The following is a 12,223-nucleotide window of genomic DNA, read 5'->3' on the forward strand; positions in this document are numbered from 1 at the left end:
CCATTCTTCGTTAAACCGCAGCACCAGGACAGTCCCCTGGTCCGCATCTTCTCTTCAGGCCCTGCGCTCGCGCGATTCAGAAACCCAGGCTGTCGAGCAGATCGTCGACCTGCTCCTGTGAGGTCACGACATCATCGCGCCCGCGCGAGTCGATGACCGGGCCGTTCATCAAGCCATCGACCTTGTCCACCGGCAGTTTGTCAGGCGGCGCGACCTCCAGCAGCAGGCTCAAAAGCCGGCTCTCAAGCGTCTGCGCAAGGTCGACCACGCGCTTGATCACCTGCCCAGTGAGATCCTGGAAATCCTGCGCCATCATGATCTCGAGCAACTGCTCGCCCGTGGCGTGACTGTGCTCCCGTGTCTGCCCGAGGAAACGGTGGGTCTCCTGTGCGAGCGCCTTGAAATCATCCACCGACATCTGATTGGCGAAAACCTTCTCCCATTCACCCTGGAGTCTGCCCGCATCGTTCTCAAGCTGTGTCTGCAGCGGCTGAGCAATATCAGTGGCGTTCAGGACACGGCTGGCTGCCTGCTCCGTCATCAGCGCGATGTAGTTCAGGCGCTGACGAGTATCCGGTATGGCCTCGACCGCATCCTTGAGCGGCGCATCCCCCAGCATCGTGCGCAGCGCTTCGTGGACCTCGCGCGTCATGACACCCACACGCTTGAACACGCGCTCATCCTCACTCAACTCCGCTTCATCAACACCCGCCAAGACCGACTCGGTCGCCACTGAGGCATCCGCCTTGCTTGCAACGCTGTCAAACAAGGCCTGCAGGTCATCGTTGTCACCACTGGCATCCACAGGCCCAGGCACGGCTGCCACCGGCGACGACTTTGCCTCGGACTTGCCCGTGGCGATCTCGTCGAACAAAGCCTGAAGGTCATCCGAGTCACCTGCCTCACCGTGTTTCTGCTTTCTGATCATCCTGACGCTCCTGCATGCCGGGGTTGCGCCCCCCGGGGTGTCTTACTTGCCCAGCTTCTCGAAAATCTTCTGCAACTTCTCCGACAGCGTCGCCGAAGTGAAGGGCTTGACGATGTATCCGCTCGCGCCAGCCTGAGCCGCCGCGATGATGTTCTCCTTCTTGGCCTCCGCGGTAATCATGAGCACCGGCAGATGCTTGAGCTCAGGCGCCTTGCGGATGTGCTGCAGCAAGGCCAGACCATCCATGTTGGGCATGTTCCAGTCGGTCACGACGAATTCGAAATCCCCGCGTTCGAGCTTTTGAAGCGCGACGACGCCGTCTTCGGCCTCATCAACGTTGTTGAAACCAAGCTCCTTGAGAAGATTGCGCACGATGCGCCGCATCGTGGAAAAGTCGTCGACCACAAGAAACTTCATTGAGGGATCAGGCATTCCATTCTCCGTAATCACTGTCCATTCGGGCGATGGTTCTTCATCAACAGCGGCCGCAAGGTATCGGCCAGCACGTCAGCGTCGAATTTTGCCACGTAGGCATCCACTCCGACCTGTTTCCCCATATCCCGATTGGCCGCTGACGAAAGCGAGGAATGCATTGCAACGGGTACGTCCTTGAAACGCGCATCAGCCTTGATCTTGCTGGTCAGCACATAACCGTCCATTTCAGGCATCTCGACATCGACCAGGATCAGATCCAGTTCATCACAGACTCGCCGACCCGTCTGGCGGGCCTGATTGGCCATGCCTTCCAGGCGCTGCCAGGCCTCCGCACCGTTGACCGCGTATTTGTGCTTGACGCCGAGCTTGTCGAGCACCTCGGTGATCTTGCGCCGAGCCACAGTTGAATCGTCCACGAAGAAAACGTTGAGTTCGTGACCACCGTCGATCGGGTTGATCGGGCCGATCACCGCATCGCCGAAGGTGTGCGACAGTACCGACTCGACATCGAGAATCGATACCAGCTTGCCGTCAGGCAGTTCGGTCAGCGCAGTGATGAAACCCTGCGCGCCGCTCGAGACGTTATCCGCGGCTCGCACCCGCTCCCAGTCGACACGGACGATACGGTCGACGCTTTCGACCAGAAAGCCCAGCGTACGCTTGCTGTACTCGGTCACCATCATCGTTCCGGTGCGGTCCTCCGCGCCCCCGATGCCGAGAATGCTGGCCAGCGACAACACAGGAATCACGTTACCCCGGAGAGAAATCAGACCCTCCACGCCGTGCGGCATGTTGGGCGCGCGCGTTACGAACGGCGTGTCACTGACTTCGCGAACCTTGAACACGTTGATGCCGAAGGTCTCGCCTGTCCCGAGCGTAAAGAGGAGGATCTCCATCCGGTTGGAGCCAACCAGCGGTTCGTCTTCACTCGCCGCAACCGAGGCGCCAACTTCCTGGGTCTTCAATGCGTACATATGTTTAGTCTCCGGTCGCATCGCTCTCGCGCCGATCACCGATCCGTTCGCGGAGAATCATCGCGAGCTTGTGTGGTTCGAACTTGGCGACATAATCATCCACCCCGACGGAACGTCCAAGTTGCTGGTTCGACATGCCGGACAACGACGAATGCATGATTACCGGGATACCGGCAAACCGGGGATCTGACTTGATCGTCTTGGTCAGGATGTAGCCGTCCATCTCGGGCATCTCGACGTCAGTGAGAATCACGCTGACCATGTCCGCGACCGTCCGACCGGTCGCCTGCGCATGCTGAGCGATCTTCTGCAATTCCTCCCACGCCTGACGCCCATTGATGGCGCCCTGGTAGGGCACATCGAGTTTCTCCAGCGTCAGCTCGATCTGCTTGCGCGCAACCGATGAATCATCGGCGAAGAACACCATGCGACTCTCACCGTTGATCGGGTCGATACCCTTGAACAAGAGCTCGTCATCGTAACGCGCGGTTTCCGAGAGCACTTTCTCGACGTCGAGCATCATGACCAGTCGGTCATCCGCCAGTTCAGTTACCGCGGTGACCAGGCCGCCCATCTTGGCGGTCAGCATCTCCGGCGGAACGCGCATCTGCGACCAGTCAAGGCGCAGAATGGTATCGACATTCTCGACCAGAAACCCCTGGGTGTGACCGTTGTACTCGGTCACGATCATGATGCTTCGAGGTGTCTCGGAGACAATGCCGACATACTTCGCGAGATCGACCACCGGCACCAATGCGCCACGCAGGCTGACCATGCCCTCGACACAGTCGGGCATCTCCGGCGCGGATGTGATGTCAGGCGTGCGCATGACCTCACGCACCTTGAACACATTGATGCCGAAGGTCTCCTGCCGACCAGTCCGCTGATCGACACCGAGCGAAAACAGCAGGATCTCGAGTTTGTTGGTGCCCGCAAGTCTCGTGCGAGCCTCGATGGTGTTGAATAGATCGGACATGGCCTCTTCCGTGTAACGCTGAGTGCTTCGGTTTGAATACAAGCGATATATCGACGTGGTTCGCCCCAACTTGAGGCATTCAGGCATGGCAGCAAACGAGAATCTGCCTGCCGTCGAGTCAACCGCGCCAGTCCTCCTCGAGCGGGCCGCCGCGTTTGCCGCGACCAACTCTGGGCAAGGGCGTCGAACCAACCGCCTTGAGGCGGGAAACTTTCTTCACATCCCGCCTTTCGGACGGAGGATTCCCCACCGTTACAGGAGGATACGCAGCCTCATGCAGTCCGACAGTGACATCCGACACAGTACGTACTCCATGGCGGTCGACGTCCACCAATGATCGCACTTCTCGCAGCTCTCCGAGCAAATCGGTCAGGCCATCGCACATTGTTGCGGCAACGGCTCGAGGATGTTGCGTCTGCAAGGACAGCGACTCGGTAACACTCTGCAGCTCACGCTTCAGGATGTCCACCTCCTGTTCCAGCAGCGCAACACCATCAGCTGTTTCTCGCGCGACCGACCTCGCCACACGATGCATTCGATTCACGCCCTTGACTTCGGAACGGGCCTCCAGAAGCGCCAGGTTCAGTCCCAAGACCCGGGACTGCCTGCTTGCATGAGCCAGGCACTGTATCTTTGCACGCAGCGGTTCGAAGCGCTCGGGCAACTGGGCCAGTCGTTTCATGACCAACGGCTCCCCAGGATCAGACTCCGGAACACCACCGGCCAGACGGTGCGAAAGCGAGACCAGCTCAGCACAGCGGGTCTCGATCCGGCCCAAGCGTTCGGAGAGCATCGGCGCAGAGCTCATCGCTTCTTCGGGGTGCTGCCAGTCACCGTGATTGGGCGCCCCATCCCGGTTTGAAGCAAAGGAAAGCTTAAGTTTCAATCTGCGGAGTGCATCACGCAGCGCCGCAAACTCCACACGATTGATGTCGACACTACCCGCGTCCGTATCGCCTTGGGCAATCCGGTCGATAAGGCCGCACACTACGCCATATTCCCGCTTGCGCTGCCTGCTTTCGAGCACAATGACCGCGATACCGCCGAGGGCCGCCAGCGTAGCAAGCCCGAGCACCAGCGACCGCAGCACCCAGCCACCCAGGTCGGGTTTCGCGGAGAGGATGAACAGAGCAGCGACGGCCGCGCCGACCAACGAAAGCGCGAAACCGACAAGGTCGTCTGCGCGAGAGGTGCCACGCACCCGCCGAAACCATGCCACCGGCCCGGCCCCGCGGCGCGGATCAGCGTCGATCTTCACCCCCCTCGCAATCTGGGCGAACTGTGATCGCGCATGCGCAATCTCGGCAGCAAAAGCGGGTCTGAAATGGGCAAGATAAGCCTTCTTGACCCCACGGTTGACGTCGGGCGCCACCGTCAGCCTCATCCACAGACCGGTTCCAGCGCTTGTGCGAAGCTTGACCGTCGAACTCCAGGAAGCGCCGTCGCCCAGTTTGCACCACAGGTCATCGAGCAGCTCCCGGGGGCTCTCCGCATCGACGAAGCGCTCAAGATCCACTCCCACCAACGCGTCCGCTTCGATGTCGAGGCAGGTCGCGAGGTCCTCATTGACTACGGCAAAACGACCTTCAAGATCCAGGACGGCGTGACAATCGACCGACGCGCGCGGGCGCTTTTCCCCCTTCGCATTCGTCGAGAGCTCCGACTCAGTGCGCATCGGCACCCCCGATGCAGGCTTCAAGCAAACGAGGGAGGTCAATCACCCACATCGCTTTCCCGTTCTGACTGAGCTGACCCCGTACACCACTGGGCACTTCATGAGAAATCACCCCGGCCAAAGGTCGAATGGCATCAGGCGCGACAGTCAGAACCTCCTCCACATCGTCGACGAGTACCGCAACCGCCTCGCCGGCCAACCGGCTGACAAGCTGCATGCTCGATGCTCGAACCTTGCCTCTGCCCAGCTTGAGACACTGCTGCAGGTCAATGACCGGAACAAAAACACCGTCAATCTCGATGGTGCCGCAAACAAAGGCGGAACCAGCCAATGGCGGATGTACAGCATCTCCAGTGCGGATCTCTTCGATGCCCGGCGCATCGGCGGCAAACTTCATCGAAGCCAACGAGAAGGCGACGCAGACCGCCATACGAGGGGCAGACGGCAAGCTCTCCCCTTCATCCTTGGCACTCGCGCCGGGCGTCACCGCGGGCAAGCAAAGTCCCTCATCGATACTCACGGAACCAGGCTCGGCGACCCGTTCGATGATCTCGAGCAGCGCGCGATCGGCCAGCGGCGAGCGGACCTCGATTCGGCACTCGCGATTGGCCACGCTCCATGGTGCCTGTAACACTGCGACCTCGGCCACCATGTCATCAAACAACACCGGCGCTGCGGCACCGGTCGCTGACAATCGAAAGACGATGCTTTTAGCTGTGGGGGCACCCACAGCAAGCGATGACTCCAGCCGCATGAGCAGGTCAGCCGGTCCACCGAAGGTCTTTGCCGCACCATCACGCAAACCGGCGAGGTTGACGCGTACCGCAGCAAACGCCTCACGCAACAAGGTCCAGCTCGGACCGTTCGCCCCGTCCTGCACGCATGCCAGATAATGATCGAGAGCTGTGGCGAGTGCGCCGAGCCCCGAGAACCCAAGGGTCAGGCTTCCACCCTTGATGGAGTGTGCCGAACGCCTCAGTACTTCGAGCCCCTCAGGGCCAGCGACGGTGTCATCGTCCAACTCGAGCACCAACTCGGCTGAGCGCAGAAAATCATCGCACTCGGCGAAGAACATCTGGTCCAGCTCATCGAGATCGAGGCCCCCGGTCACGAGCCGCCTCCGCAAGTGGCCCGCCGCGCGTGCGCGCGCATGGATGCGAGGTCCCTCAGACAGGCTCGGGCATTGGCGGGAAACGGTGCAGAGAACTGCAGCACGAACGACTCCGGGTGGTGTTATACGAGCAGGAGAACCGCTCCCGCGCGCCTCGCAGCGGCAGACGGCCTCTGCGAGTAATAACGTCCGAGATCTCTGAGACTTTAGCTGCTGAGGCCCCAACGATGAGGCGCGTGTGACGGCGAGCAACCGAGCTTGGACCCATCAGCCTCGCGAGGGCGCACCTCAGGCAGAAAAAGGGACGGTCACTGCGCACCTTGCAGAGCCGCCGGCTGCAGCGCGCCGCCATCCTCCACCGAGAGTACATCGGCCCCGCTGCGCAAGGCCTCTTCCGCACGCTTCGTCATCACAATGATGCTGATTCGCCTATTCGCCGGGTCAAGTGGATCGTCTTCGATCAAAGGCACAGTTTCGGCCAGACCGACGACCCGGGCTATTCGATTGGGTTCGAGACCGCCGGCGATCATCTCTCTTCGAGACGCATTGGCCCGGTTGGCGGAAAGCTCCCAGTTGGAAAAACCACGTTCGCCGCCCGCGAAAGGCAGCGCATCGGTATGCCCGGTCAGGCTGAGGCGATTCGGCACATCGTTGAGCGCACTGCCGATGGCTCGCAACAGACTGCGGGTGTAGGGCTGCAGATCCGCGCTGGCGCTGGCGAACATCGGTCGGTTCTGCTCGTCGACAAGCTGGATGCGCAGACCATCGGTGGTGATATCGATGAGAATCTGGTTCCGGTAATTGCGCAGATCGGGATTCGCCTCGACCATCGCTTCGATACGGCCCTTGAGGTCCAGGAGCCGACCCCGCTCCAACAGCTCGGCCTCGAACTCGTGCAATTCCATCTCCCTCGCGCGCGCCGCGTCGAGGTTGATCCGGGCACGGCTCTCGATATCGCCCCGCCGCACCTGACCGACGGAACGCGACAAGTCTTCACCACCGCCCTGGATGATGGACGAACTGTCACCCGTGCCTGACCCACCCTGCAGGGAAAGCAGAATCGGGTTCTGAAAATGATCGGCAATACCCTCGAGATCGCCCTGGGCCGTCGAACCCAGCAGCCACATCAGAAGGAAGAAGGCCATCATCGCAGTCACGAAGTCTGCATAGGCGATCTTCCACGCACCGCCATGGTGTCCGCCGCCACCCTTCTTGATGCGCTTGACGATAATAGGCTGTTGGGTATCGTCGCTCATCCAATGCCTCCGAGCCATTTCGGCTCAGGTTCGCGACTCACGACGTCCCGCCGCGCCAGCCCACGGGAGTCCTGGTTCCCCAGCGAGGGAGTGCGAGCGATGTGAGCATGGGGGTCGTTCATCTTACTTCCCCTTGCGGCTCTTGATGTCTTCCTCGAGCTCGACAAAGCCCGGGCGGTCCGTCGAGTAGAGCACCTTGCGCCCGAACTCGATCGCCACCTGCGGCGCATAGCCATTCATGCTTGCAAGCAGAACCGCCTTGATGCATTGATAGATCTTGCCGCTTTGCTCGACACGCTGCTCGAGCTGGCCAGCCAGCGGCTGCACGAAACCGTATGACAGGAGGATCCCAAGAAAGGTGCCGACCAATGCACCGCCAATCATCTTGCCAAGCACCGCAGGCGGCTCGCCGACCGATCCCATGACGTTCACCACGCCCATCACCGCGACCACGATACCGAATGCAGGGAGTGCATCGCCGACCTTGGCAACCACATGCGGCGCTGTGTGAGCCTCCTGGTGATGGGTCTCGATCTCGAGATCCATGAGGTTCTCGATCTCGAAGGCGTTGAGGTTGCCACCGACCATCATGCGCAGATAGTCAGTCATGAACTCCACCGCATGATGATCCGCGAGCACGTCAGGATATTTCGAGAAGATCGGACTCGCAGCCGGCTCTTCGATGTCGTTCTCGATCGACATCAGGCCCTCCTTCCTCACCTTGGCGAGCACCTCGTAGAGAAGTGCCAGCAGGTTCATGTAGAGGGTCTTGTTGTAGGGCGTACCCTTGAAGGCTCCCGACAGGGCACCGAGGGTTGCCTTGATCGCCCTCGAGCCATTGCCCGCGACGAAACCCCCGATCATCAGACCAATGATGGCGACGTACTCCAGCGGCACCCACAATGCCATGAGACTGCCATGCATCGCGTAGGTACCGATCGACGCTAGCAAGACAATGATGTAACCGACGATGACTAGCACATGTAACCCCTGCCTACCCTGAACCTGACCACCCAAAGATTTCGCGAGCCGCGCGACAACAGGAACCCTTGACGGCGGCCCAGGGAACTCGGTGTTTCGACGAAGATTTTGAGCTTGCGGCCGGCCGCGCGGTTCGCGACAACCGGATCGTGCACGATTGTAACGGCGATCGGCGCGATATCTTGAATGAAAAACCGCCCTTTACGGACGGTTTTCACATTGGGCTTCGGTTCGTTCAGGCAATCGCTTTGCGCGCTTTCCTCACGGCGGCGCGGTGGCGCTTGCCCTTGCCTGCACGGGAGGGCATGTTGCACAAGCCGCATACATAGTCCTGAACGGGATCGTAGGCATGCGCTACAAAACGTCCGCCACAGGTCTGACACCCAGCGAGTTGCAACAGATCCGCGTCGAAGAAGCGGACCAACGTCCATGCTCGCGTGATGCTCAGCACCGGCTCCATAGAGCCGCTCTCGATATTGTCGAGATAAAGATTGTAGGCCTTGATGATGGACTCGAGACTGGTCAGCCCCGGCCGACCGGCAAAGTGGCTGTAGTAGGCCATGAACAGCGAGGCATGAACGTTCGGCTGCCAGGCCATGAACCAGTCGGTGGAAAACGGCAGCATACCCTTGGGCGGAGACATGCCCCGCACTTCCTTGTATATGCGCAGAAGCCGCTCCCGGCTCAGCTTCGTCTCCGCCTCGAGCATCTGCATTCGTGCGCCAAGACTCACCATCTCGACGGCGCGGCGAATGTCCTCCGCTTCTTCCAACACACTCTTGTTTTTCATAAGCTCATTCCTTGCTGGACTTGCCTGCCGCCAGAATCGCCGCATGCAGTGTCGCGCTTACCGGATCACGCCCTTCGCCAGCCATCAGGCCCAACAGGTTGGCATCATCAAAGCGAAAACTGGGGAGCAGCATCTGATTGGAAGCCATGCGCACCAGCCGTGGCCCCGACAAGCTCTCTACGAGGTCTGCCACCTCGTCGTTGATGCCGAGCCTGAGCATCGCACTTTCCCTGTCATCGTTCAGCATCTGCTGCGCGAGCATCAGGAAGGCGAGGTTGAGCTCCTTGATCTCTTGCTGAAAATCTCGACGCTTCATTTTTTCGCTGGAATTCAGGGCATCGGGGTTCAAACTTAAAGTAAGTTGTCACGAAAGGCAAACCGGCAATCGCACGAGTGTGTTGAAAATCACACACTTCCGGCGCGAGAGGCGATAAATCCGCTGCCGAGAACATTCAGCCGGAGAACCGGACGCTGTCTCGAGAGTCGATTGAGTCGGGCTCGCCCATCCCGGCACGACAGCGTGCCGTCCCGGGTTGTTCACACTGGGGCGCCGCAGCGAGCGCATCGGTGCCTGTAGCCGTGGTGGTGCGAGCAATCCGGGCTAGAATCCCCTCAACCAACGGTTTGCCGGCTTCCACCACATGAAATACTGCTCCCACTGTGGCTCAGGCCTCGACTTCCGCATCCCTGCGGGGGATACGCTTCCTCGCCATGTATGCGACGCTTGCGGCACGATTCATTACCTCAATCCCAAGCTCGTCGTCGGCGCAATCGCGGAGTGGAACGACCGCATCCTGCTGTGCCGGCGAGCCATCGAACCCCGCCATGGCTACTGGACCTTGCCCGCAGGCTTCATGGAGAACAGGGAATCCACCGCCGATGCTGCTGTCCGCGAAACCCTCGAGGAAGCCTGTGCGCGGATCTCGATCGGCGAGATATTTACGCTGATCAACGTGCCCCACATCAGCCAGGTCCATGTGGTCTATCGGGCACGGCTTCTCGATCTCGACTTCGCGCCCGGCGAGGAGTCGCTGGAGGTCGCCCTGTTTGCCGAAGAAGAGATCCCCTGGGATCGGATCGCGTTCCGCACGATCTCGCTCACGCTGCAGCACTACTTCGCCGACCGGCGCGCCGGCTGCTTCGGCTTTCACACCTGCGATCTCGGACCACCTCCCACCGGCGCGGATCCGTTCTCCCAGACCGGCAAACCGAGCGCCAGCCCGCGCGGCTAGCCAACCAAGGCCTGCCACCCCCTGCTTCTGCATTCTGCTGGCTCTGACAGGTAGTCGGCTCGGCCTCGCCGGCATGGCCCGCCCTCTACGCCCGTTCGCATCCGGCACTGATATCATCCTGAGGTTTGCCAGACGCACGCAGCCCGACCCGTCAACCCCGGCCCGACCGCCAACCGCAACCGGCCCGAGCAACTCTCTACCGCCGACCGACCAGGATGACTGACCCGACCCCGACCCGCGCCCATGCTGCCGGCTACCGCCTCGAGTTGCGCGGCGTCAGCAAGGTCTATCCAAGCGTTGTCGCCAACGACAGCATCGACCTCGCGGTTTCGCCCGGCGAGATTCACGCAGTTCTTGGAGAAAACGGTGCCGGCAAATCGACACTGATGAAGATCATCTATGGCGTGACCCGACCGAGCGCAGGACAGCTGCTATGGGAGGGTCGCGCGGTAGAGATCGAAAGCCCCGCTCAGGCGCGATCGCTCGGCATCGGCATGGTCTTCCAGCACTTCTCGCTGTTCGAAACGCTGACGGTGGTCGAGAACGTCGCGCTGGCAATGCCGGGAAAACCCGACCTGACGACACTGTCACGGCAGATCGATGAGGTTTCGGAGCGCTACGGCCTGCCGATTGATCCGCGCCGCCACGTACACGCGCTGTCGGTCGGCGAGCGCCAGCGCGTCGAGATCATCCGCTGCCTGCTGTTGCAGCCCCGATTGCTCATCATGGACGAGCCGACCTCGGTGCTCACGCCCCAGGCGGTGCGAAAGCTATTCGAAACCCTGCGCCAGCTCTCCGTCGAAGGCTGTTCGATTCTCTACATCAGCCACAAGCTCGACGAAATTCAGGCGCTCTGTCACACGGCCACCGTCCTGCGCGGCGGCAAGGTCACCGGGCATTGCGTGCCGTCCCGGGAAAGTCCGGAATCCATGGCCCGCTTGATGATCGGCAAGGATCTGCCGATGTGCGAGCACGGCAAACCAGCCAGCTCGGGCGAGACGAGACTTCGTCTTGCCGGTTTGTCGCACGCCTCACCGGACCCGTTCGGCACCGACCTGCGCGACCTGCATCTTGAAGTCCGCGCGGGAGAGATCGTCGGTATCGCAGGGGTTTCCGGCAACGGTCAGCAGGAGCTGATGACCGCGCTATCCGGCGAGGAACCGATCGCCGAGAAGCACCCGGTGCAGATCTGCGGCATCGAGGCCGGCCGGCTGTCGCCGGACCAGCGCCGTCGGCTTGGCATGAGCTTCGTGCCAGAAGACCGCCTCGGGCGGGGCGCAGTGCCCGATCTTTCGCTTACCGACAACGCGATACTCACGGCGGCGCGGACCCGCCGGTTTGTCAGCCGCGGCTTCCTGCGCTTTGGCCGCGCGCGGCGCTTCGCAGAGGATTGCATCGAACGCTTCAACGTCAAGTGCAGCGGCGCCAACGCAGCGGCCAAGTCGCTGTCCGGCGGCAATCTGCAGAAATTCATCATCGGACGGGAAGTCCTGCAGGACCCCAAACTGCTGATCTGCGCTCAGCCGACCTGGGGCGTCGATGTTGGCGCCGCCGCCTTCATCCGCCAGAGTCTCATCAACATGCGCGATCGTGGTTGCGCGATTCTCGTGCTCTCCGAAGAGTTGGACGAGTTGTTCGAGGTCTGCGACCGCATCGCAGTCATCGCAAAAGGACGGCTCTCTCCCGCCTTGCCGGTGGCCGAAACCTCGGTCGAGACGGTCGGCGTATGGATGAGCGGCATGTGGCCCGGGGCGGAAGCGCAAGCCACCGCATCGGAGAAGGCCGATGCGTGAGTTTCCGCTGCGACTCGAGCCCCGCCCCGAACCCTCCCGGGCGATGCGTTATCTGTCACCGCTGTTCGCGGT

At 61.2% G+C, this 12,223-nt stretch carries 12 protein-coding genes; 2 read left to right on the forward strand and 10 right to left on the reverse strand.

Annotated features, from left to right (window positions below; genetic code table 11):
• Positions 1-76 precede the first annotated feature (76 nt).
• From cheZ to flhD, 10 genes are all read right to left on the reverse strand, one after another.
• The gene (gene cheZ, locus GPA21_RS05700; RefSeq protein ID WP_168987246.1) at positions 77-928 is read right to left on the reverse strand and encodes a protein phosphatase CheZ; all 852 of its coding nucleotides are present in this window, start codon (positions 926-928) and stop codon (positions 77-79) included.
• A 42-nt stretch (positions 929-970) separates the two neighbouring features.
• Entirely contained in the window at positions 971-1,360 is a 390-nt protein-coding gene (gene cheY / locus GPA21_RS05705) for a chemotaxis response regulator CheY (RefSeq protein WP_168987247.1), read from the reverse strand.
• A 14-nt stretch (positions 1,361-1,374) separates the two neighbouring features.
• On the reverse strand, positions 1,375-2,337 hold the full coding sequence (locus GPA21_RS05710) for a chemotaxis protein (RefSeq protein ID WP_168987248.1): 963 nt from the start codon (positions 2,335-2,337) through the stop codon (positions 1,375-1,377).
• 4 nt (positions 2,338-2,341) lie between these two features.
• Positions 2,342-3,313 (reverse strand): chemotaxis protein, encoded by a 972-nt coding sequence (locus tag GPA21_RS05715; protein ID WP_168987249.1) that lies wholly within the window; start codon positions 3,311-3,313, stop codon positions 2,342-2,344.
• 118 nt (positions 3,314-3,431) lie between these two features.
• Positions 3,432-4,988, reverse strand: coding sequence for a PAS domain-containing protein (locus tag GPA21_RS05720; protein ID WP_168987250.1), 1,557 nt, complete (start codon positions 4,986-4,988; stop codon positions 3,432-3,434).
• A complete protein-coding gene (locus GPA21_RS05725) occupies positions 4,978-6,099 on the reverse strand; it encodes a chemotaxis protein CheW (protein ID WP_168987251.1) in 1,122 nt (373 codons plus the stop codon). Before GPA21_RS05725 ends, GPA21_RS05720 begins: the two co-directional genes overlap by 11 nt.
• A gap of 308 nt (positions 6,100-6,407) precedes the next feature.
• Positions 6,408-7,355 carry a flagellar motor protein MotB gene (gene motB / locus GPA21_RS05730; RefSeq protein ID WP_168987252.1) on the reverse strand — a complete coding sequence of 316 codons (948 nt, stop codon included), beginning with the start codon at positions 7,353-7,355 and terminating at the stop codon, positions 6,408-6,410.
• A gap of 123 nt (positions 7,356-7,478) precedes the next feature.
• A complete protein-coding gene (motA, locus tag GPA21_RS05735) occupies positions 7,479-8,336 on the reverse strand; it encodes a flagellar motor stator protein MotA (protein WP_168987253.1) in 858 nt (285 codons plus the stop codon).
• Between the two features lie 235 nt (positions 8,337-8,571).
• Positions 8,572-9,126 carry a flagellar transcriptional regulator FlhC gene (flhC, locus tag GPA21_RS05740; protein WP_168987254.1) on the reverse strand — a complete coding sequence of 185 codons (555 nt, stop codon included), beginning with the start codon at positions 9,124-9,126 and terminating at the stop codon, positions 8,572-8,574.
• 4 nt (positions 9,127-9,130) lie between these two features.
• Positions 9,131-9,442 (reverse strand): flagellar transcriptional regulator FlhD, encoded by a 312-nt coding sequence (gene flhD, locus GPA21_RS05745; protein ID WP_168987261.1) that lies wholly within the window; start codon positions 9,440-9,442, stop codon positions 9,131-9,133.
• A gap of 325 nt (positions 9,443-9,767) precedes the next feature.
• Here flhD and GPA21_RS05750 point away from each other — a divergent pair, with 325 nt between their 5' ends.
• Positions 9,768-10,358, forward strand: a complete 591-nt coding sequence (locus tag GPA21_RS05750; RefSeq protein WP_168987255.1) for an NUDIX hydrolase — start codon at positions 9,768-9,770, stop codon at positions 10,356-10,358.
• A 215-nt stretch (positions 10,359-10,573) separates the two neighbouring features.
• Positions 10,574-12,151, forward strand: a complete 1,578-nt coding sequence (locus GPA21_RS05755; RefSeq protein ID WP_168987256.1) for an ABC transporter ATP-binding protein — start codon at positions 10,574-10,576, stop codon at positions 12,149-12,151.
• The last annotated feature ends 72 nt before the right edge of the window (positions 12,152-12,223 follow it).

This window comes from Azoarcus taiwanensis (assembly GCF_012910885.1).
GTDB classification, from domain to species: Bacteria; Pseudomonadota; Gammaproteobacteria; order Burkholderiales; family Rhodocyclaceae; genus Azoarcus_F; species Azoarcus_F taiwanensis.